This window comes from Streptomyces olivaceoviridis, assembly GCF_014650115.1.
Lineage (GTDB): Bacteria > Actinomycetota > Actinomycetes > Streptomycetales > Streptomycetaceae > Streptomyces > Streptomyces olivaceoviridis.
This window is the reverse complement of sequence record NZ_BMUI01000013.1, coordinates 113759-134292: the sequence shown is the minus strand read 5'-3', so window position 1 is coordinate 134292 and position 20534 is coordinate 113759. Positions and strand designations below refer to the sequence as shown.

General features: G+C 74.3%; 19 protein-coding genes and 1 pseudogene. 7 read left to right on the top strand and 13 right to left on the bottom strand.

All coding sequences use genetic code 11. The annotated features are described in order from the left end of the window. Window positions 1-90 precede the first annotated feature (90 nt). Entirely contained in the window at window positions 91-765 is a 675-nt protein-coding gene (locus tag IE273_RS24365; RefSeq protein ID WP_189817303.1) for a hypothetical protein, read from the bottom strand. 135 nt (window positions 766-900) lie between these two features. Between IE273_RS24365 and IE273_RS24360 the strand changes: the two genes are divergently transcribed. After that, window positions 901-1743 carry an SDR family oxidoreductase gene (locus IE273_RS24360; RefSeq protein WP_189817302.1) on the top strand — a complete coding sequence of 281 codons (843 nt, stop codon included), beginning with the start codon at window positions 901-903 and terminating at the stop codon, window positions 1741-1743. A gap of 55 nt (window positions 1744-1798) precedes the next feature. Here the strand turns inward: IE273_RS24360 and IE273_RS24355 are convergent, their stop codons facing one another. After that, window positions 1799-3490, bottom strand: a complete 1692-nt coding sequence (locus IE273_RS24355) for a DUF885 domain-containing protein (protein WP_189817301.1) — start codon at window positions 3488-3490, stop codon at window positions 1799-1801. A gap of 53 nt (window positions 3491-3543) precedes the next feature. Next, the gene (locus IE273_RS24350) at window positions 3544-4029 is read right to left on the bottom strand and encodes an Lrp/AsnC family transcriptional regulator (RefSeq protein ID WP_189817300.1); all 486 of its coding nucleotides are present in this window, start codon (window positions 4027-4029) and stop codon (window positions 3544-3546) included. Between the two features lie 60 nt (window positions 4030-4089). Here IE273_RS24350 and IE273_RS24345 point away from each other — a divergent pair, with 60 nt between their 5' ends. After that, a complete protein-coding gene (locus tag IE273_RS24345; protein ID WP_189817299.1) occupies window positions 4090-5292 on the top strand; it encodes a trans-sulfuration enzyme family protein in 1203 nt (400 codons plus the stop codon). A 127-nt stretch (window positions 5293-5419) separates the two neighbouring features. Here IE273_RS24345 and IE273_RS24340 read toward each other — a convergent pair whose 3' ends face one another. The 5 genes and pseudogenes from IE273_RS24340 to IE273_RS24320 form a co-directional block, all read right to left on the bottom strand. Next, window positions 5420-6832 carry a GNAT family N-acetyltransferase gene (locus IE273_RS24340; RefSeq protein ID WP_189817298.1) on the bottom strand — a complete coding sequence of 471 codons (1413 nt, stop codon included), beginning with the start codon at window positions 6830-6832 and terminating at the stop codon, window positions 5420-5422. Between the two features lie 163 nt (window positions 6833-6995). Beyond that, a pseudogene (locus tag IE273_RS24335) lies at window positions 6996-7396 on the bottom strand (DUF6493 family protein); the annotation flags it as partial. A gap of 131 nt (window positions 7397-7527) precedes the next feature. Further along, window positions 7528-9114, bottom strand: a complete 1587-nt coding sequence (locus tag IE273_RS24330) for an alkaline phosphatase D family protein (RefSeq protein WP_189817297.1) — start codon at window positions 9112-9114, stop codon at window positions 7528-7530. 117 nt (window positions 9115-9231) lie between these two features. After that, the gene (locus IE273_RS24325; RefSeq protein WP_189817296.1) at window positions 9232-10062 is read right to left on the bottom strand and encodes an alpha/beta fold hydrolase; all 831 of its coding nucleotides are present in this window, start codon (window positions 10060-10062) and stop codon (window positions 9232-9234) included. A 178-nt stretch (window positions 10063-10240) separates the two neighbouring features. Then, on the bottom strand, window positions 10241-10894 hold the full coding sequence (locus IE273_RS24320) for an NADPH-dependent F420 reductase (protein WP_189817295.1): 654 nt from the start codon (window positions 10892-10894) through the stop codon (window positions 10241-10243). A gap of 122 nt (window positions 10895-11016) precedes the next feature. Here IE273_RS24320 and IE273_RS24315 point away from each other — a divergent pair, with 122 nt between their 5' ends. Continuing rightward, window positions 11017-11901, top strand: coding sequence for an RNA polymerase sigma-70 factor (locus IE273_RS24315; RefSeq protein ID WP_189817294.1), 885 nt, complete (start codon window positions 11017-11019; stop codon window positions 11899-11901). Window positions 11902-12165: 264 nt separating this feature from the next. Beyond that, a complete protein-coding gene (locus tag IE273_RS24310) occupies window positions 12166-12927 on the top strand; it encodes a GntR family transcriptional regulator (protein WP_189817293.1) in 762 nt (253 codons plus the stop codon). 252 nt (window positions 12928-13179) lie between these two features. Here the strand turns inward: IE273_RS24310 and IE273_RS24305 are convergent, their stop codons facing one another. The 3 genes from IE273_RS24305 to IE273_RS24295 form a co-directional block, all read right to left on the bottom strand. Then, entirely contained in the window at window positions 13180-14337 is a 1158-nt protein-coding gene (locus tag IE273_RS24305; protein ID WP_189817292.1) for an ROK family transcriptional regulator, read from the bottom strand. Between the two features lie 97 nt (window positions 14338-14434). Then, window positions 14435-15091, bottom strand: a complete 657-nt coding sequence (locus IE273_RS24300) for a response regulator transcription factor (RefSeq protein ID WP_189817291.1) — start codon at window positions 15089-15091, stop codon at window positions 14435-14437. A 14-nt stretch (window positions 15092-15105) separates the two neighbouring features. Beyond that, window positions 15106-16260: a sensor histidine kinase gene (locus tag IE273_RS24295; RefSeq protein WP_189817290.1), complete on the bottom strand. Its 1155-nt coding sequence runs from the start codon at window positions 16258-16260 to the stop codon at window positions 15106-15108. A 107-nt stretch (window positions 16261-16367) separates the two neighbouring features. Between IE273_RS24295 and IE273_RS24290 the strand changes: the two genes are divergently transcribed. Genes IE273_RS24290 through IE273_RS24280 form a run of 3 tightly spaced genes read left to right on the top strand, consistent with a single transcriptional unit; the run spans window position 16368 to window position 18490 of the window. Further along, the gene (locus tag IE273_RS24290; protein ID WP_189817289.1) at window positions 16368-17288 is read left to right on the top strand and encodes an ATP-binding cassette domain-containing protein; all 921 of its coding nucleotides are present in this window, start codon (window positions 16368-16370) and stop codon (window positions 17286-17288) included. Between the two features lie 2 nt (window positions 17289-17290). Continuing rightward, on the top strand, window positions 17291-18001 hold the full coding sequence (locus IE273_RS24285; RefSeq protein WP_189817288.1) for an ABC transporter permease subunit: 711 nt from the start codon (window positions 17291-17293) through the stop codon (window positions 17999-18001). Between the two features lie 45 nt (window positions 18002-18046). Next, window positions 18047-18490, top strand: a complete 444-nt coding sequence (locus IE273_RS24280; RefSeq protein WP_189817287.1) for a hypothetical protein — start codon at window positions 18047-18049, stop codon at window positions 18488-18490. Here IE273_RS24280 and mug read toward each other — a convergent pair. Both mug and purB read right to left on the bottom strand, forming a co-directional pair. Beyond that, window positions 18451-18981: a G/U mismatch-specific DNA glycosylase gene (gene mug, locus IE273_RS24275; protein WP_268257517.1), complete on the bottom strand. Its 531-nt coding sequence runs from the start codon at window positions 18979-18981 to the stop codon at window positions 18451-18453. The genes IE273_RS24280 and mug overlap by 40 nt on opposite strands. Window positions 18982-19079: 98 nt before the next feature. Further along, on the bottom strand, window positions 19080-20522 hold the full coding sequence (purB, locus tag IE273_RS24270; protein WP_189817286.1) for an adenylosuccinate lyase: 1443 nt from the start codon (window positions 20520-20522) through the stop codon (window positions 19080-19082). Between the last annotated feature and the right edge of the window lie 12 nt (window positions 20523-20534).

Sequence of the window (20534 nt, the reverse complement as noted above, 5' to 3'; positions counted from 1 at the left end):
TCGGCCCCCGCCCGCCAGCATGCGAGCCCGGACGGGGTGACCGCGCGCCGGGCACGCCGATCGAGTGAGCGGCCGGCGCCCCGGGCGTCATCAGGCGACGGCGGGCCGGGGACCGTCCCGGCGGCCGGCCACGAGGATGTGCACGCCGAGCAGCAGCGACCAGGCCGGGAAGACGAGTTCCGCCCACGGCACGTTGGACGACAGGAACAGCAGCGTCACAGCGGTGAGGAGGCCCAGGACCGTGAGCCAACGAGGCAGCACACCGAGGCGGTGGCCGATGACCGACATGGACGACACGAAGACGGCCGCCATCCGCATGGCGTACTCCGTCAGCAGCGTGTACGCGAGGTGGCGGCCGAAGTCCCAGGTCGCCGGCGGCGGTGACACACCGGCCGGGTGGGCCACCACGAGCACGGCACTCGCCGCCGAGGCCGCGCCGAACAGCGTGGCGGTGAAGACCAGCCCGCTGCCCAGGAAGACCGTCGCGACGAACTTGTCCTCGCCCGCGCCGACGTGCGCGCGGATCGCGCCGATGAACCACAGGAAGAAGATGCCGGCGAACGGCACCAGCGCGAGGGCCGTCCGCACCGCCCGGCGCTGCGTGGAGTCCGTGAAGCCGGCCGCGGCGACCGCACCGGCCCCTTCCGGGATCCCCAGCCGGACCAGGACGATCGCCGCCGCCAGCAGCAGCGCGAAGACGACCCCGGCCAGCCCCGCGGCGCGCGGTGTCCGCAGCGCCTGCTGTCCCGGCCCCGTCTTCCGCATGCCCGGCCCGCCTTCCGCATCGGCCCCGGGCACCAGCTAGCCGTCCGGGGCCCGCCCGTGCCACCGGAGGCGGCCGTACGGCCGAGCGGGAAATCCGCTCGCGCCCCCGGGCCGTGCTTCCTAAGGTGTGCCTCCATGCCCACACCCCCGCGGCCGACCCCGGCCGAACTGCGACGCGACCCCCTGCCCCTGCGCGGCCGTACCGCACTCGTCACCGGCGCGAGCCGGCGGGCCGGGATCGGGCACGCCGTGGCCCGGCGGCTGGCCGCCTACGGCGCCAGTGTGTACCTGCACCACCACGTGCCGCACGACGCCGCCATGCCCTGGGGCGCGGACGACCCCGACGCCGTCGCCGACTCCGTGCGCGAGGCGCTCGGCGCCCCCGGGGCGCGGGTCGTGCCGGGCCCCGGCGACCTCGCGGACCCGACGGAACCGGCCCGGTTGGTCGCCACCGTGGTGAAGGAGTTCGGCCGCCTCGACATCCTCGTCGCCAACCACGCCCTCAGCGGCTCCGACGGCACCCTGGACGACATCGACGCCACGATGCTCGACGCCCACTGGGCCGTGGACACCCGCTCGGTGCTGCTGCTCGTCCAGGCGTACGCCCGTGCGCGCGCCGACCTGCCGCCGGGCACGCCCGGCGGGCGCGTGGTGCTGATGACGTCCGGACAGCACCTCGGCGGCGGCCTGCCGGGCGAGATCGCCTACGCCCTCCAGAAGGGCGCCCTCGCCTCCATCACCCGCTCCCTGTCCACGACGCTCGTGGAACGGGGGATCACGGTGAACGCCGTGAACCCCGGCCCCGTCGACACCGGGTACGCCACCGGCGAGGTCCACGCGGCCGTCGCCGAGCGGTCCCCCGCCGGACGCTGGGGCGCGCCCGACGACCCGGCCCGCCTCATCGCCTGGCTGGCCACCGACGAGGCGGGCTGGATCACGGGGGAGGTCGTCACCTCGGAAGGCGGCTTCCGGCACTGACGCGGGCGGTCACCGCAGGGCGGCCCGGGTGGTCACCGCCGGACGGCGCGAGCGGTCACAGCCGGGACAGCTCGTCCACCAGGTCGTCCAGGCCGAGGGAGCCCTGCGACAGCGCCGCCATGTGCCAGGCCTTCAGGTCGAACGCGTCGCCGTGCCGCTCGCGCGCCTTCTCCCGGCCCAGCAGCCACGCCCGCTCCCCGAGCTTGTAGCCGATCGCCTGGCCCGGGATCGTCAGGTACCGGGTCAGCTCGCTCTCCACGAAGTCCGCCGGGCGGCTGCTGTGCGCGCCGAAGAACTCCTGGGCCAGCTCCGGCGTCCACCGCTCCCCGGGGTGGAACGGCGAGTCCGCCGGGATCGGGAGCTCCAGGTGCATGCCGATGTCCACGATCACCCGGGCCGCCCGCATCATCTGCGCGTCCAGGTAGCCGAGCCGCTCCTCCGGGCCCGTCAGGTAGCCGAGCTCGTCCATGAGCCGCTCCGCGTACAGCGCCCATCCCTCCGCGTTGGCGCTGACCCCGCCGACCGTCGCCTGGTAGCGGGAGAGGTTCTCGGCCACGTGCGCCCACTGCGCGAGCTGGAGGTGGTGGCCGGGCACGCCCTCGTGGTACCAGGTCGAGACCAGGTCGTAGACCGGGAAGCGGGTCTGGCCCATCGTGGGCAGCCAGGTGCGGCCGGGCCGGGAGAAGTCCTCCGACGGGGCGGTGTAGTAGGGGGCCGCGGCGCCGCCGGGCGGGGCGATGCACGACTCCACCCTGCGCACCCGCTCGGCGAGTTCGAAGTGGGTGCCGTCCAGCTCCTCGATCGCCTTGTCCATCAGGCCCTGGAGCCACTCCCGGACCTCGTCCACGCCCTCGATGTGCCGGCCGTGCTCGTCCAGGTGCGCCAGCGCCACCCACGGCGTCTCCGCGCCGGGCAGGATCTTCTCCGCCTCCGCCTTCATCTCGCCGAGGATGCGGTGGAACTCCGCCCAGCCGTACGCGTACGCCTCGTCCAGGTCCAGGTCCGTGCCGTTGAAGTAGCGGGCCCAGCGCGCGTACCGCTCCCGGCCGACCACGTTCGGGGCGCCCTCGATCGCCGGCGCGTACACGTCCCGCAGCCAGTCCCGCAGCTCCACCAGGGCGCCGGTCGCCGCACGCGCCGCCTCGTCCAGCTCCGCGCGCAGCGCCTGCGGGCCCGCGGCGGCGAAGTCCTCGTACCAGCCGCGGCCCGTGCCGTCCGTGTCCGTCCACTCGGTGAGCTGGTCGATGTAGGTGGCGGTCGGCCGGGGAGCGGCGAACAGCTTGCGCTCCAGGCCGAGTCCGAGCGAGGCGCGGTAGCCCGCGAGCGCGCCGGGCACCGCGCGCAGCCGCTCCGCAATCGCCGCCCAGTCCTCCTCCGTGTCCGCCGGGGTGACCGTGAAGATGTCCCGCACCGAGTGGCCCGGCGTGCTCATGTTGCCGATCGCCCGCAGGTGCTCGTCCGCCTCGTGCACGGCGAGTTCGGCGGTCAGCCGCTCCCGCAGCAGCCGCGCGCAGCGCCGCTCGACGTCGCTGTCCGCGCCGGGCCGCCGCTCGGCCTCGTCCAGCTTCGCGAGGGTGGTCCGTGCCAGCGCGGCCAGGGCCTCCTGACCGGCCGGCGAGTAGTCGGGCAGCCTGCTCGAACTCTCCTTCACACCGAGGTACGTACCGGTGACCGGGTCGAGGGCGATGAGGTCGTCCACGTAGGCGTCGGCGACCTGACGGGGCAGCGGGCTTAGGGTCTCAGACATGCGGCCCATCCTCGTACGAGGACGATCGCCGCGTCATCCGTGTTTGCCGGGATTCAGCTCTGGGCGTGGCCGGGCGGCAGCAGCGGTCCGCACTCCCACTGCTGGAAGATCAGCCGGGTCTCCACCCGGGCCACCTCGCGCCGGGCCGTGAACTCGTCCAGCACCAGCCGCTGGAGATCGGTCATGTCCGCGACGGCCACGTGCACCAGGTAGTCGTCGGGCCCGGTCAGATGGAACACCGACCGCGCCTCCGGCAGCGCCCGGATCCGCTCCACGAACGGTCCCACCAGCTCCCGCCGGTGCGGTCGCACCTGCACCGACAGCAGTGCCTGGAGGCCACGCCCGAGCTTGGCCGGGTCGAGCCGCAGCCGGTGCCCGAGGATCACGCCCGAGCGGCGCAGCCGCGTCACCCGGTCCAGACACGTCGACGGCGCCACGCCCACCTGCGCGGCGAGGTCGCGGTAGGTGGTCCGGGCGTCGTTCTGCAACAGCCGCAGCAGATGCAGATCGACCGGATCCAGTACGACGGAATCGGCCACCGGCCGAACGTAGCACGGCATCCGGCTCCCAGGAACCGTTCGCTGTTCACCCTTCCGGCCATGGACACATCGAGCCCGAGTGCCTACGACGACGTACGCACCGCATCGAGAGCGCTGGCCACCGAGGCCGTGCACGCCGGCCGCGACGACCTCGCCCGCCAGGGCCTGCACGCCCCGCCGATCGACCTGTCCACCACCTACCCCTCCTACGACAGCCGCGCCGAGGCCGCCCGCATCGACGCCTTCGCCACCGACGGCGCCGACCCCGTCGGACCGCCCGTCTACGGCCGCCTCGGCAACCCGACCGTCGCCCGCTTCGAGACCGCGCTCGCCCGCCTGGAGGGCACCGGGTCCGCCGTCGCCTTCGCCAGCGGCATGGCCGCGCTCAGCGCGGTCCTGCTCGCCCGGTCCGCCATGGGCCTGCGCCACGTCGTCGCGGTACGGCCGCTGTACGGCTGTAGCGACCACCTGCTCACCGCCGGGCTGCTCGGCACGGAGGTCACCTGGACCGACCCGGCCGGCATCGCCGACGCGCTGCGCCCCGACACCGGTCTGGTGATGGTCGAGTCCCCGGCCAATCCGACCCTCGCCGAACTGGACCTGCGGGGCATCGCGCACGCCTGCGGTTCGGTGCCGCTGCTGGCCGACAACACCTTCGCCACGCCCGTGCTGCAACGCCCGGCCGAGCAGGGCGCCCGGCTGGTGCTGCACAGCGCCACCAAGTACCTGGGCGGCCATGGCGATGTGCTGGCCGGGGTGGTCGCCTGCGACGAGGAGTTCGCGGGTCGGCTACGGCAGATACGGTTCGCCACCGGGGGAGTCCTGCATCCGCTCGCGGGCTACCTGCTGCTGCGGGGGCTGTCCACGCTCCCGGTGCGGGTGCGGGCCGCCTCCGCGAACGCCGCCGAGCTGGTCCGCCGGCTCGCCGCCGACCCGCGGGTGGCCCGGGTGCGGTATCCGCGGCTCGGCGGCGCGATGATCGCCTTCGAGGTGCACGGCGACCCGCACGAGGTGATCTCCCGGGTCCGGCTCGTCACCCCCGCGGTCAGCCTGGGCAGCGTCGACACGCTCATCCAGCACCCCGCCTCCATCAGCCACCGCATCGTGGACGCCGAGGACCGCCGCGGGGCCGGGGTGAGCGACCGGCTTCTGCGGTTGTCGGTGGGCCTGGAGGACGTCGACGACCTGTGGTCCGATCTGGACCAGGCCCTGGGCGCGCCCCGCGAACGCCGGGTGACGCCGCTGCGGGAGGCGGTGCGCTGAGCAGGAGGCCCCCTCTCGGGTGCTCCGCGCGGGGCGCGGCACCGCCGGTGACCGCCGAAGTGGCCGAGCGCCGCCGCGGCTGAGTGCCGAAGTGGCTGAGCGTCGTGGTGGCGGAGCGAGGGGGCCGTCAGCCGAGGTGGGGCGGCTGGGGGCCGGGCGTGGTGGCGACCGGCGCGGGATCGAGGCGGGCCGTGATGACCAGGGTGCCCTCCTCGACCTGGTAGTCCAGCGGCAGACCCAGGCCGCGCATCGCGGCGACCATGCCGGTGTTGGACGCCTTCGTCACGGCGTACACGCTGTCGCAGCCGGCCTCCGCCGCCAGCGCCACCAGCCGGCCGAGCAGCTCCCCGCCGACACCGCGCCGCTGCCAGTCGTCCTCGACCAGCAGTGCGACCTCGGTCTCGTCGCCGTCCCACAGCAGGTGCCCGAGGCCGACGATCCGGCCGGAGCCGGTCTGCGCGGCCAGCGTCCGGCCGAAGCGGGGGCTGAGCAGGTGGTTCAGATAGCGGTCCGCGTCCCCGACGGGGCCGTGGTAGCGCAGGCCGAGGGTGTGCGGCGAGCACCGGTCGTGCATCGCCCGGGCCGCCGCCAGGTCCCCGGTGTCGACCCGGCGCACGGTGATGTGGTCGCCCTCGGGCAGGGTCAGCACATCGTGACCACGGGGGATCCGGGGTCCGAGCCGGGTGTCCAGCTCCACGAGCGCACGGGCGCGCGCGAACTCGGTCGGGGTGAACGGCAGATACGGCCGCTCCACGGTCAGCACACCGCCCTCGGGCGCCGGCAGCCGCATCACGGTGTCCTCCAGGACCCCTTCGACCGGTACCGGCTCGGGACCCCGGCCGCCCCCGGCCGGCGTGCCGGGCAGCGTCCGGATCGTGCAGCGGCCCAGCAACTGGCGCAGCGCGAGGGGCAGTTCGGCGGTGTCCAGGGCGGTGCGGGCGGCCAGCCCGAGCACCCGGGTGGGCGCGTCGACCAGGTCATGGGCGTCGGCCCGCTCGATCCACGTGTCCGTGCCCCCGGCCAGCGCGACCGCCCGGGTGATCTCGGCCGCGGCGAGCGCGCCCGGCGCCCGCAGCAGGAACTCGTCCACCGTGCCGTCGGCCAGCGGATGCGTCTGGAGGCTCAGGATGTCCACCCGGCCCTCGGCGAGCGCCGTGCACAGGACGGCCAGGGAGCCCGGCTCGTCCTTCACCGTCGTCCGCATCCGCCACAGCGCGCCCGTGACCTCGTCGGCGGCGGGCTGCTCGGAAGGCCCGGCCGGCCGCGTCTCGGCGGCCGGCCGGGCACCGGTATCGCTCACCGGCGGCGCGTGTCCGTGGCGGCGTGACCACCACACGTGGAAGCCCGCCGTCGCGGCCAGCACGATGGCCGAGATCACCAGCAGGGCCGGGCCGTCGGGCCCGTGTCCGATCAGGTTGGCCACCGCGTCCGCGACGGCCACGGCGGTGAAGAGCGCGGCGAGTTCGACGACGTCCCGCCGCCAGTGGTGCACGGGCCGCCCGTGCCTCGCCCGGGTCACGTCAGGCATGTCTGGAGTCATGCAGCCACTGTGAAGGAAGGGTGTTGCGTGATCACGAACTGATTGTGACCGATGGGTAAAGCATGCTTCCGTCCTCTTTGTTGCATTTTCTACTGTTGAGGGGCGCGGGAACTGGAGCGGTCGCGGGCGTCGCGGTCCGGATCAGGCGGCCACCTCCACCCCCGAGGGCGTCCCGCAGCCGCCGGGCCTGGGCGACCAGCCGGGAGGAGCCGGCACGGTCCGCGGTCTCCGGCAGATGCGGCACGTCTCCCCGGGCCCCGCACCGTTCGCCGCACTCCGCCGCGACGGCCGGCAGGTCCCCGAGGCCCCGAGCCGCCACGGCCGCCGCCTCCGGACGGGCGGTCGCGAGACCCGCCAGCGGAACGGGCAGGGCGTGCCGCAGTACCTCCCACACCGTCGCATGCGCTCCCGTGGCGGCCCCGGTCCGCGCCGACTCGGCCGGCCGCCGCGCCTTCACCGCGCCTCGCCCCACAGTTCCCCCGGATCCGTGCCCAGCCGCACCGCGTCGAGCCGTCCCCGAGCGGCGAGCACCAGCAGGGCGTCCACCGCGGCGAGCCGGTCCTCGTGCGGGCCGGCGGGGACGGAGCCGGGCCGCGCACTCGGGCGCCGCGTGGTGCCGCGCACCGGAAGCGGCACCGGTGCGCGGCACGGTCCGAAGCGTCCGGGAGCTCCTGGCGGCGGCCCCGCGGATGCCCCTACTGACCGACCCGGCCCGGCTGGAGCGTCTGTGTGAACAGCACGGTGCCGTCCTGCTCCCGCAGCCGTACCGTCAGCTCGCCGCTGTCCCCGTCGATGTCGACCTCGCCGAAGAACTGGTAGCCGCCCGCGGGCGAGACGTTCGACGCGGTCGGCGCCTTCACGAACACCCGCTCCGGGCCGAACGTGTCGTCCAGCGCGCTGGCCGGGAACGCGCCGGCGTTCAGCGGTCCCGAGACGAACTCCCAGAACGGCTCGAAGTCGGTGAACGCGGCCCGTGACGGCTGGTAGTGCTGGGCGGAGGTGTGGTGCACGTCCGCCGTCAGCCACAGCGTCCCGGTGATCCGCCGGTGCTTGATGAACCGCAGCAACTCGGCGATCTGCAACTCACGGCCGAGCGGGGCGCCCGGGTCGCCCTGGGCCACCGCCTCGAAGTTCGGCTTGTTCTCCACCGGGTCGGGGACGACCAGGCCGAGCGGCATGTCGGCGGCGATCACCTTCCACACCGCGCGGGACCGGGCCAGCTCCCGCTTGAGCCACTCCAGCTGCTCCCGGCCGAGGATGCCCTGCGGGTCCACGGTCTGGTCGTCGGGGGAGTTGGCGTTGCGGTAGGTCCGCATGTCGAGCACGAACACGTCCAGCAGCGGGCCCTGGCGCAGCACCCGGTAGACGCGGCCCTCCTTGGCGCCGGGGCGCAGCGTGGAGAGGGGGAAGTACTCGCTGAACGCCCGCCGGGCCCGCGCGGCGAGGACGTCGATGCTCTTCTCCGTGTAGCGGGTGTCCGAGGAGGCGATCACCTCGCCCGGGTACCAGTTGTTGCGCACCTCGTGGTCGTCCCACTGGATGATCGACGGCACCTGGGCGTTGAACCGGCGCAGGTTGGCGTCGAGCAGGTTGTAGCGGAAGTTGCCCCGGTACTCGGCGAGGGTCTCGGCGACCTTGGACTTCTCCTCGGTGGTGATGTTCCGCCAGGTGCTGCCGTCGGGCAGCGCCTGGGTGGCGGTGATGGGGCCGTCGGCGTAGATGTTGTCGCCGCTGCACAGGAAGAAGTCCGGGTCCAGCTTCGCCATCGCGTCGTAGATGCGGTAGCCGCCGAGGTCGGGGTTGATGCCCCAGCCCTGGCCGGCCAGGTCGCCCGACCACAGGAACCGCACGCCGTCCCGGCGGCGCCGGGAGACCGTGCGGAAGGTGCCGGTCACGGGCTCGCCGGTGCGGCGCGGGTCGTCCGGGTCGGCGAGCAGCACCCGGTAGTGGATCTGCTCGCCGGAGGGCAGGCCGTGCAGCCGGGTGGTGCCGGTGAAGTCCGTGCCGGCGTCCAGCAGCGGGCCGTGCCATCTGCGGGGGTTGCGGAACGACTCGGTGGCCGAGGTCTCCACGGTCATCCGGGCGGGCCGGTCCGAACGCACCCACACCAGACCGGAGTCGGCGGTCACGTCACCGGTCTGCACGCCCCAGCCCGCCGCGGGCCGTCCGGAGCGGGCGAACGCCGGGGCCGCGCCGAGGCCCACGGGCAGGGTCAGGGCCGCCGACGCGGCGAGGGAGCCGCGCAGAACGCTGCGGCGACCGGGGAGCGGGTGGTGGGACATGGCTGCGCCTCCAGGGACGGGATCCGGCCAGTGTGCAGAGCCACACCTACTGGGGCGCTGCGGCGCGCACACGAACCGGAAGTGAACTCCAGTCGGCCGGAGGGCGGTCAGCGGTGCTCAGCGGCTGCCGTCCAGGATGACCCGCGCGACCAGCGCCGGGTCGTCGTTCATCGGACAGTGGCCGCAGCCGGGCAGCCGCACCAGCCGGGCGTGGGGGATGAGCTGCTTGGCGCGGACGCCCTGGCGGCGCACGAGGATCCGGTCCCGGGTGCCCCAGGCCACCGTGACCGGCAGACCCGACAGGTCGTCGGTGAACCGGACGGTGGTACCGGCGCGCAGGGTCGCCTCGAAGCCGGCGGCGCCGACGAGCGCGAGCGTCTCGGCGACCACCGCCTCCGGCGGACGGCGCGCGGGACGGGCGTAGATGGTGCTGGTCAGCGCGGTACGGCCGGCCGCCGTGCGGGACAACTGCTCGACCAGCGGGAGCGGGAGCCGCTGGGCGATGCCCCGCATCGCGAGCAGCACAGTGAACGCGTACCGCCGCTCGGCCTCGGACCAGAAACCGGCGGGGGACAGGGCGGTGACGGACCGTACGAGCTTCTCCCGGCCCAGCTCCAGGGCGAGCAGGCCGCCCAGCGAGTTGCCGGCGACGTGCGGACGCTCCAGTTCCAGCGCCTCGAACAGGGCGCCGAGCACGGAGTTGGTGGTGGGCAGGTCGTAGCTCAGGCCGTCCGGGAGTCCCGGGGACGCGCCGAAGCCCGGCAGGTCGACGGCGATCACCTCCCGCTCGGTGGCGAGGATGTCCACGACCGGGTCCCAGGCCTGCCGGTGATGGCCGATGCCGTGCAGCAGGACCAGGGGTTCGCCGCGGCCCACGCGCGCGTAGGACACGCTGACATCGCGCGGGCCGTGCGGGGTGGGGACCTCGAAGGAGACGGTGGCGGACATGGGGTGCTCCTCGGCTGGGCTGCTGACGGACGCCGTAGACAGCTTGTCAGCAATTACTACCGGCCGGTAGCCCCCGGCGTCGTCCCCGTAAACACGTCCCCGTAGCACGGTCCCTTCGCGAGGCCCTGTCGTACGGCCCCTTCGCGCGGACCCGTCGCACGGCCCTGTCGTACGGTCCTCAACGCGCCCGGCGCACCTCGACGTTGAAGTCGGCGTTCCCGAAGCGGCCGAAGAGCGCGAGCCACAGGGGCAGATACATCTCCACCGCGCGTGCCGACCGGATGCCGCCCAGGTCCAGCACCCGCCCGGCCGGCCAGCCGAACTCCCCGAGCAGCGCCGTCACCTGCTGCTTGGCGCCGGGGTCCGCCCCGCACACGAACACGTGGTGGTCGCCCGGGACCCGCCGCGGGTCCACCATCACCTGGCAGTTGACCGTGTTCAGCGTCTTGACCACGCGCGCGTGCGGGAACGCCCGCTGGATCCGCTCGGCCACGCTGTCCGACTCCACCGGATCCAGCCGCGGCTGACCGTCCTCGAACGCCAGCGGATTGGAGACGTCCACCAGCACCTTGCCGTCCAGGTGCTCCGCGCCCGCAGCCGCCAGCGCGTCCAGCGCCACCCGGCCGCCCACCGCGTTGACGACCACCTCGCCCGCCGCGGCGGCGTCCGCGAACGTCCCCGCGTGCGCCCGGCCGGCCGCGGCCGTCGCCCACTCCGCCGCCACCGGGTTGTCCCGGGAGCGGGACCCCAGGGTCACCTCGTGCCCCAGTTCCAGCAGCCGGCCGGCCAGCGTGCGGCCCACCTCGCCCGTGCCCAGCACCGCGTACCGCATCGCCCACCTCACGGTCACCGGCCGCCGACCGCCGGCGGTCCGCGGTCATTGTGATCCGGACCGCTCCTGGAGCCGGGCATTCCGGGTGGACAGCGCACGGCGTGTCGGCTGGGATGGACCCCGTGACCGCCGACCTCGCCACCGATGTCTTCGAAGAGCACCGGCCCCTGCTCACGGGGGTCGCGTACCGCATGCTCGGCCGGGTCGCCGACGCCGAGGACGTGGTCCAGGAGGCCTGGCTGCGCTGGTACCAGGCCGACCGCGCGGCGGTCCGCGAACCGCGCGCCTACCTGGTGCGCGTCACCACCCGGCTGGCCATCGACCGGCTGCGCCAGGTGCAGTCGCGCGGCGAGGCGTACGTCGGGCCGTGGCTGCCGGAACCGTACCTCACCGAGTTCGCCGACACCGCACCGGACACCGCGGACCGCGCGGTGCTCGCCGACACGGTCTCCCTGGCCGTCCTGGTCGTCCTGGAATCGCTGTCCCCGCTGGAACGGGCGGTGTTCGTGCTCCGGGAGGCGTTCGGCTACCCGTACGCCGAGATCGCCACGCTGCTCGACCGCGCCGAGCCGGCGGTACGGCAGCTCGCCGGGCGTGCCCGCCGGCACGTGGCGGAAGGGCGCCCCCGGTACGAGGTGGACCCGGTGCGGCGCCGGGACCTGACCGAACGTTTCCTCGCCGCCGCGTCCGGGGGCGACCTGGAGGGGCTGCTGTCCCTGCTCGCCCCGGACGTCCGGCTGGTCGGCGACAGCGGCGGCAAGGCCAAGGCGCCGGTGCGCGTCCTGCACACCGCCGACAAGGTCGGCCGCTTCCTCGTCGGCGCCGCGCGCTCGGGCCCGGCGGACCTCTCCTACCGCCTCCTGGAGACCAACGGCGGCCCGGCCCTGCTCGTCCTGTCCGGCGACAAGCCCGACAGCCTCTTCCAGGTGGACATCGCCGACGGCCGCATCACCGCCGTCTACATCGTCCGCAACCCCGACAAGCTGCGGCACCTCACCGGCCACTGAGCCACCGCCCCGCCGCGCGCCCGAGCCCCCGTCGTCCGGCGGGGGCTCCGTCGTGCGACAGGCGCGTTGCCGCGATGTCACACGTACCGCCGCACACGAACGCCCGGTGAACGCCGCGCGCGGGTCACCCGTCCGTTCCCGCAGGGACCGAGGATTGGTCTTGACCAAGGGTGACGGCCGCCCTATCGTCGCAGAGAAGTGCAACAACCTTTAATAAACAAGGGCGCTAAAAACCGCCGGACCACGGCTCTTGCGGAGGACAGGGTGGGGACCACGCAGCTGGAATCGGTACCGGAACCGAAGTACTGGCATCTGAAAACCGTGCTCACCGAGGCACTGGACTCCGAGTTCTCGGTCGGCGAGATCCTGCCCAACGAGCGTGATCTCGCGGCCCGCTTCGGCGTGGCCCGCGCCACGCTCCGCCAGGCACTCGAACAGCTGGAACTGGAGGGCCGGCTCCAGCGCCGCCGCGGGGTCGGTACGACCGTCGCGCCCCCGCGCGTGGGCGTGGCCGTCGGCACCGAACAGCACACCTGGCCCGGCGCCGCCGGAGACGCCTGGCAGCCCGTCGACAGCGTCCAGGCGCCACCGCCCGCCGCCGTCGCCGCGGCCCTGGAGACCGGCGCGGACGAGCCCGTCCACACCGTGCGCCGCTCCCGCATGTCCCACGGCCAGCAGGTCGCCACCGAACTGCTCTACATCCCGGTGGCCTCCGTGCCCGGCCTGACCGCGATCGACGCCCCGTCCGGCGCGGCACGCGCGCGTGCGGTGCTGCGCGAGTTGCAGCACCTGCCGCTGGAAGGGGAGGACCGCGCCGTCGAGCTGGGCTCCGCGCGCGCGGACGACGCCAAGGAACTCGACCGGCTCCCCGGTTCACCCGTCCTCGTCGTCACCACCCGCTTCTTCGTGCAGGGCCGTACCGCGGCGCTCTCGGTCGCGACCTACCGCGCCGACACCTGCCGGCTCACCTTCGGCGAGTCGGCCGGGGTGGAAATACACCACGACCCGGAGAAGCGAGCCTCCTGACGCCGGGCGGACAGCCGCCCCGGGGGCGCGGGGCCGCATTCAGGTGCGGCTCCGCCGTGCGGGCGCGACCCGCGACGAGGCGCCCCACCTGGCAGGATCACCCCACCTGGCAGGATCACCCCACCTGGCAGGATCACCGCGCCTGGCCGGACCACCGCAGCGGCAAGAGCGCCGCAGCGGCAGCAGCGCCGCACCAGGCAGGATTCGCTGGACCCGGCGCGACCGGCGCGATCGGCGCACCCGGCGTCCTGGTCACCGGCGGGCGGTCACCGTGCCGTCGACCGCGAACAACTGCTCCTCCACGTGGTCGAGCGCCAGCCGCAGTGCCCCCGTGGCCACGGCCGCCTCCCCCAGCATGGACAGCGCCACCCGGGGCGGTCGCAGGCAGTAGCGGGCCAGCTCGCACCGCAGCGGCTCCAGGACCCCGTCCAGTCCGGCCGCCCACCCCCCGATCACGACCAGCTCCGGATCGAGCGCCAGCACCAGCGCGGCCACGTCGTGCACCAGCCGCTGGATGAACCGCTCCACGGCCGCCCGGGCCCGCTGGTCGCCCTTGCGTGCCAGCGCGAACACCTCGGCCACCGCCTGCTCGTCCAGCGGGTGCAGCGGCTCGTCGGTGGTGGACAGCAGCGCCTCCGGCGTCGCCTCCCGGCCCAGCAGGTGCAGCGCGCCGATCTCCCCGGCCGCTCCGCCGTAGCCCCGGTGCAGCCGTCCGCCGATCAGCGAACCGGCCCCCGGGCTCAGCCCGGCCAGCACGAACACCACGTCGTCCGTCTCGGCCGCCGCGCCCTTCCAGTGCTCGGCGACCGCCGCCGCGTTGGCGTCGTTCTCCACCAGCACCGGACACCGGAAGGAACGGCTCAGCCGCTCGCCCAGCTTCAGACCCGTCCACTGCGGCAGGGCCGTGCCCAGCCGCACCGTGCCGTCCGCCTCCACGATGCCCGGCGTGCCCACGCCCACGGCCCGCAGCGAGCTGCGCGCGACCCCGGCTCGGCGCAGCAGCTCCGCGACCGCGCCGCGCAGCCGGTCCAGCCGCTCGTCCGCCGGGGCCGTCTCGCCGACCTCCTTGGCCTGCGCGCCGAGCACCCGCCCGTCCAGGTCGGACAGGAGCGCGGCGACCCGGTGCGGACCGATCTCCAGGCCCAGCAGATGCCCCGCCTCGGCCCGGAACCGGAACCGCCGGGCGGGCCGCCCCTGCCGCCGGGCACCGCCGTCCTCGGGCGCCGTCTCCACCACCAGGCCACCCTCGATGAGGCCCTCCACGACGCCCTCGACGGTCGGCCGGGACAGTCCGGTGACGCGGGTGATCTCGGTGAGCGTCGCGCAGTCCGTGGTACGCAGCGCGTGCAGCACCACCGCGGAATTGATCCTTCGCAGCAGCGAGGGATCGCCACCGGTCAGCTGCCCCACCGTCCGTCCTCCCAGCTCGCGGGCGTGTTGGCCGGATCGTACTCGGCCCGGTCCGCCCCCGGCGAGTGTCGGGCCCCGCTCGCGGCCGGGCTCTTCGTCACCCAGATTCCATGAACCCGGACTCGTAGGCCGCGATCACCGCCTGGGTGCGGTCGCGCGCGCCGAGCTTGGCCAGCACGGCGCTCACATGCGACTTCACCGTCTCCGCGCCCACCACGAGCCGGGCGGCGATCTCCGCGTTCGACAGCCCCCGCGCCATCAGCCGCAGCACCTCCGCCTCCCGCTCCGTGAGCCGGGTGTGCGGCGGTGTGGCCGGCGCCGGCCGGGCGCCGTCGCCGTACCGGACGGCGAGGCGTCGCACGGACGCCGGGAACAGCAGTGACTCGCCCTCCGCGACCAGCCGCACCGCGTGCACGATCTCGGCCGGGCGGGCCCGCTTCAGCAGGAAACCGTCGGCACCCGCGCGCAGCGCCTCGTACACGTACTCGTCGTCCTCGAAGGTGGTCACCACGAGGATCTTCGGCGGTTCCGCCACGGTGCGGAGCACCGCGCGCGTGGCCTCGATGCCGTCCATCAGGGGCATTCGCACGTCCATGGCGACCACGTCCGGCCGCAGTCGCCGTACGAGCGGGATGACGGCCGCGCCGTCGGCCGCCTCGCCCACCACCTCGATGTCGGGCTGCGCCTCCAGCACGGCCCGCAGACCCGCGCGGACCAGGGGTTCGTCGTCGACGAGGAGTACGGTGACCGGCATCCGGCCAGCGTAGATCAGCCGACCGGCAGCTCCGCGCGGACCTGCCAGTCGCCCTCGTCCGGGCCGGTCCGGGCGGCGCCGCCGAGCAGCGCCGCCCGCTCCCGTATGCCCCGCAGGCCGCTGCCCCGCCCGGCGCCGGGTATCGCTCCCGGCAGCGGATTGCGGACCTCCAGGGCGAGCGTCCCGTCGCCGACCGTGACCCTGACCCGTACGGCCACGGCCCCCGCGTGCCGCAGCACATTGGTGAGCGCCTCCTGGAGGATGCGGTAGCCCTCGCGGGACACCGGGCCCGGCAGGGCCTCGACCGGACCCGTCACCTCGGCGTCGACCTTCGCCCCCGAGGCCCGCGCCGACTCCAGCAGCCGGCCCGCGTCGGCCAGCGTGGGCCGCGCGCTCACCGGCCGCTCGGCCTCCCGCAGCACGCCCAGCACCCGTTCCAGATCCTCCAGCGCGGCCCGGCCGGTCTCCTCGATGGCGCCCAGCGCCCGGTCGGTGAACTCGGGATCAGCCGCCGCCCGCGCCGCGCCCGCCTGTACCACGGCCACCGTCAGGGCGTGCCCGATCGAGTCGTGCAACTCCCGCGCGATCCGGGCGCGTTCCAGCAACTGCTCGGTGCGCTCCTCCAGCGCGGCGAGCCGCTCGGCCGCCGACGGCCCGAGCAGCCGGCGCGCACCGGCGGTGACCAGCTCCCCGAGCCCGACGACCAGTCCGTACAGGGCGATCAGCGGCAGCGGCGCCAGCAGCGCCCAGGCGCGGTGCGCCGGCAGCCGGTCCAGCAGCGGGACCCCGTCCGGCGCCTCGCCCCAGGCGCACCGCGCCAGTTCGAAGCAGAGGACGGGCAGCCACACCGAGGCGAACACGGTCACGGCGCCGAGCAGCATCCGCAGCTCCAGCCACAGCACCGTGCGCAGCCGGTCCCGCCAGGTCGCCGCCGGCGCCTCGGAGATGCCCGGCTCCGGCTCGCAGGGCGTGAGCAGCAGCCGCGCCTGCACACCCTCGCCCCTGCGCACCGCGGGCACGAGACCGAGCGGGACGAGGAACAGCGCGGGCACCCAGGGGGTCGACGGGACGACGAAGAGCCAGACGCTGACCACCAGCATCGGCACCCACAGATGCAGCAGGCGCGTGTACGTCGTCCCGCGCAGCAGCGGGCGCAGAAGGCGAGCCATGACCTCATCGTCGCAGGCGGCACTGACAACGGACCTCCCCCGCACGGGGGAGACGGTCCCCACCGGCGGGGGAGGAGCCAACCGCCGTTCCCGGCGAGGCTGTCGCCATGACCAGCATCGACGTGCGAGACCTCACCAAGGACCACGGCGGCCGGCGCGCCGTCGACCACCTCACCTTCCGCGTGCGCCCCGGCCGGGTCACCGGCTTCCTCGGACCCAACGGCGCCGGCAAGTCCACCACCCTGCGCCTCGTCCTCGGCCTCGACCGGCCCACCGCCGGCACCGCCACGATCGGCGGCCACCCCTACCCGCGGCTCGGCGAACCCCTACGCAGGGTGGGAGCCCTGCTCGACGCGGGCGCCGCGCACGGCTCCCGCACCGCCCGCGATCATCTGCTGGCCCTCGCCGCGAGCAACCGCATCCCGGCCCGCCGGGTCGACACGGTCCTGGAGGAAACCGGGCTGGCCCCCGTGGCACGGCGCAGGGTACGGACGTACTCCCTCGGCATGCGCCAGCGGCTCGGCATCGCCGCCGCCCTGCTCGGCGACCCCGAGGTCGTGCTGCTCGACGAACCCGCCAACGGACTCGACCCCGAGGGCATCGTCTGGATCCGCACACTGCTGCGCCGGCTCGCCGCCGAGGGCCGTACGGTCCTGGTCTCCAGCCATCTCATGGGCGAGACCGCCGCCTTCGCCGACCACCTGCTGATCCTCGGCCGGGGCCGCCTGCTCGCCGACACACCGGTGCGCGAGTTCATCCACGCGCGCGTACGGCCCCACGTCCGCGTCCGCACCACCGACCCCGCGGCCCTCGCCGACCTCCTCGCCCGGCACGGCCACGACGCCTCCAGGGACGAGGACGGGACCTGGACGGTACGGCACGCGCGCGTGGACGACCTGGGCCGGCTGATGTCCGAGGCGGGCGTCCCCGTCCTGGAACTCTCCGCCCACGAGGCCACCTTGGAGGAGGCCTACCTCGATCTGACCGCCGCCGAGGCCGAGTTCACCGCACAGCCCCAGGGGGCCTGACCATGTCCTTCGTACCCGCGCTCCACGCCGAGTGGATCAAGATCCGTACCCTGCGCCCGCTGCTGGGCGCGCTCGCCGCCGTCCTCGTCGCCACCGCCGCGTTCTCGGCGCTCGCCGCGGCCGACACCGGCGACGCCGACCCGCTGTTCTCGGTGTTCTTCGGCGTCAACTTCGGGCAGATCGCCGCCATCGCCTTCGGTACGACGGCCGTCGCGTCGGAGTTCCGCGGCGGCGCGCTCCGGCTGACGCTGTCGGCGGTGCCCGACCGGGGGCGCTGGTTCGCCGCGAAGACGACGGCGATCGCGCTGCCGGCGCTGGCCGTCGGGCTGCTCACCGGGTTCGTCACGCTCCTGGTGGGCCGGGCGGTGCTCGGCGCGTCCGCTCCCGGCTGGGCCGAGGGCGTGCGGGGCGCCGTCGGCTGCGGCCTGCACCTGACGCTGATGACCCTGTTCGCCGCCGGACTCGCGGCCGTGCTGCGCAGCGCCGTCGCGACCCTCTCCGTGCTGATCCCGTTCCTGCTCATCGTCTCCTTCGTCGTCGGCGATCTCTCCGGCGGTGCCGCCGACTTCCTCCCCGACCGGGCCGGCCAAGTCGCCCTGCACAGCACCTGGGACGGCACCCTCGGCCCGTGGAGCGGGCTGGCGGTGACCGCGCTGTGGACGGCCTCGGCCCTGGTGGCGGGCGGGTGGAGCGTGCGGCGCAGGGACGCCTGACTGACGCACCGCCAATTGTCAGTGGCCCCCGCTTTACTGGATCCCATGGACATCGCGAAGTGCCTGACCCTCATCGACCTGCTGTGCGCCCGGGAGTTCCCGTCGGCATACGGCAGGACGGAGCACGGCGAGAGCGGGCCCGGCTACCACATAGCCGCTTTACAGACGAGCGAGGAGTTCTGGGAGGGCGACGGCAGCGAACGGGAGGAGACGGAGGCACAGTACGAGGCCGACCGGGACGGCCTCGCGGAGCGGCTCGGGGAGCGGTGGGGCCCACCGCAGCACATCAGCCTGTACAGCTCGTTCGACCGGACGATGGCGGGCGAGGACATCGCGGAGCCCTGGGCCGGGCTCAGCGGTCACGTCCCCGACGTCCACCTGTGGCGGGTGCCGGAGACGGGCCGCTGGATCGCCCTCGGTGTGTCCCAGTGGGACAAGGAACTGCCGTTTCAGCTGCTCGGGATAGTGACGGAGACCGACCCGCCCTGATCCGGCGCGCCCGCCGCCTCCCGCAGCCGGGCGAACTCCTGCGCCATCGTCGCCGCCGTCCAGTGCGCGTTCAGCCCGCTGGGGTTGGGCAGCACCCACACCCGGGTGTCCCCGATCGTCCGCTCCTGGGGACCGACCTGGGCCGTGCGGTCACCGAAGGCGGCCCGGTACGCGGTCACACCGACCACGGCCAGCCACCTCGGCCGCAGCCGCGTCACCTTCTCGGTCAGCAGCCGCCCGCCCTCGACGTACTCCTCGGCGGTCAGCTCGTCGGCCCGCGCGGTCGCCCGCGCCACCACGTTGGTGATGCCGAGGCCGTACGAGAGCAACTCCCGCTGCTCGGCCGGCTTCAGCAGCCGGGGCGTGAAGCCGGACAGGTGCAGCACCGGCCAGAACCGGTTGCCGGGACGGGCGAAGTGGTGGCCGGTCGCGGCCGTCATCAGCCCCGGGTTGATGCCGCAGAACAGCACCCGGAGGCCGTCCGCGACCACGTCCGGGACGAGACGGTCCCGGGCGGCCTCCAGCTCCGCCTTGGTGAAGCGCGGTGAGCGCGGTGAGTGCGGTGTGCGCGGTGTGCGGGGTGCGCCGGTCAGAGGATCGCTCCGGGGGTGTAGCCGGCGGCCTCCGGGTGCTGCTTGACGATCTCCTCGATCCGGCCGAGGACCACACCGACCTGGTCGGCGGCGGCGCCGGTGAAGGAGAGCTTGTCGGCCATCAGCGCGGCCAGCTGCGCGCGGTCGAGCGGCAGCCGCTCGTCGGCGGCGAGCTTGTCGAGCAGGTCGTTGCGCTCGGCGCCCTGCTCGCGCATCGCGAGTGCGGTGGCCACGGCGTTCTCCTTGATCGCCTCGTGCGCGACCTCACGGCCGACCCCGGCCCGCACGGCGCCCATGAGCACCTTGGTGGTGGCCAGGAACGGCAGGTAGCGGTCCAGCTCACGGGCGATGACGGCCGGGAAGGCGCCGAACTCGTCGAGGACGGTCAGGAAGGTCTCCAGCAGGCCGTCCAGGGCGAAGAAGGCGTCCGGCAGCGCGACGCGGCGCACCACCGAGCAGGACACGTCGCCCTCGTTCCACTGGTCGCCCGCCAGCTCCCCGGTCATCGAGGCGTAGCCGCGCAGGACGACCATGAGGCCGTTGACACGCTCGCAGGAGCGGGTGTTCATCTTGTGCGGCATCGCCGAGGAACCGACCTGGCCCGGCTTGAAGCCCTCGGTGACCAGCTCGTGCCCGGCCATCAGCCGGATCGTCTTGGCCAGCGAGGAGGGCCCCGCCGCCAGCTGCACCAGCGCGGTGACGACCTCGTAGTCCAGCGAGCGCGGGTAGACCTGGCCGACGGAGGTGAACGCCTGCGAGAAGCCCAGGTGCCGTGCGATCCGGTTCTCCAGCTCGGCCAGCTTCGCCGCGTCCCCGCCCAGCAGGTCCAGCATGTCCTGCGCGGTGCCGACCGGGCCCTTGATGCCGCGCAGCGGGTAGCGGGCCAGCAGCTCCTCCACCCGGCCGTGGGCGACGAGCAGCTCGTCGGCGGCGGTCGCGAACCGCTTGCCGAGGGTGGTGGCCTGCGCGGCCACGTTGTGCGAGCGGCCGGCCATGACCAGCTCGGCGTACTCGCCCGCGAGCTTGCCGAGGCGCGCCAGCACGGCCACCGTACGGTCGCGCATCAGCTCCAGCGAGAGCCGGATCTGGAGCTGCTCGACGTTCTCCGTGAGGTCGCGGGAGGTCATGCCCTTGTGCACGTGCTCGTGCCCGGCGAGGTCGTTGAACTCCTCGATCCGCGCCTTCACATCGTGCCGGGTGACCTTCTCGCGCTCGGCGATCGAGGCCAGGTCGACGGTGTCGAGCACGCGCTCGTAGTCGGCGATCGCCTCGTCGGGCACCTCGATGCCGAGGTCCTTCTGGGCCCGCAGCACGGCGAGCCAGAGCTGACGCTCCAGCTTCACCTTCTGCTCGGGGGACCAGAGCGTGGCGAGCTCGGCGGAGGCGTAGCGTCCGGCGAGGACGTTCGGGATGCGGGGCTTGGCGGGCGCAGAAGTCACGTGTCCAGAGTC

Coding starts and splice junctions, on each gene's coding strand:
- IE273_RS24365 (WP_189817303.1), bottom strand. CDS start 765: ATGCGGAAGACGGGGCCGGGACAGCAGGCGCTGCGGACACCGCGCGCC.
- IE273_RS24360 (WP_189817302.1), top strand. CDS start 901: ATGCCCACACCCCCGCGGCCGACCCCGGCCGAACTGCGACGCGACCCC.
- IE273_RS24355 (WP_189817301.1), bottom strand. CDS start 3,490: ATGTCTGAGACCCTAAGCCCGCTGCCCCGTCAGGTCGCCGACGCCTAC.
- IE273_RS24345 (WP_189817299.1), top strand. CDS start 4,090: ATGGACACATCGAGCCCGAGTGCCTACGACGACGTACGCACCGCATCG.
- IE273_RS24340 (WP_189817298.1), bottom strand. CDS start 6,832: ATGACTCCAGACATGCCTGACGTGACCCGGGCGAGGCACGGGCGGCCC.
- IE273_RS24330 (WP_189817297.1), bottom strand. CDS start 9,114: ATGTCCCACCACCCGCTCCCCGGTCGCCGCAGCGTTCTGCGCGGCTCC.
- IE273_RS24325 (WP_189817296.1), bottom strand. CDS start 10,062: ATGTCCGCCACCGTCTCCTTCGAGGTCCCCACCCCGCACGGCCCGCGC.
- IE273_RS24320 (WP_189817295.1), bottom strand. CDS start 10,894: ATGCGGTACGCGGTGCTGGGCACGGGCGAGGTGGGCCGCACGCTGGCC.
- IE273_RS24300 (WP_189817291.1), bottom strand. CDS start 15,091: ATGCCGGTCACCGTACTCCTCGTCGACGACGAACCCCTGGTCCGCGCG.
- IE273_RS24295 (WP_189817290.1), bottom strand. CDS start 16,260: ATGGCTCGCCTTCTGCGCCCGCTGCTGCGCGGGACGACGTACACGCGC.
- IE273_RS24290 (WP_189817289.1), top strand. CDS start 16,368: ATGACCAGCATCGACGTGCGAGACCTCACCAAGGACCACGGCGGCCGG.
- IE273_RS24285 (WP_189817288.1), top strand. CDS start 17,291: ATGTCCTTCGTACCCGCGCTCCACGCCGAGTGGATCAAGATCCGTACC.
- IE273_RS24280 (WP_189817287.1), top strand. CDS start 18,047: ATGGACATCGCGAAGTGCCTGACCCTCATCGACCTGCTGTGCGCCCGG.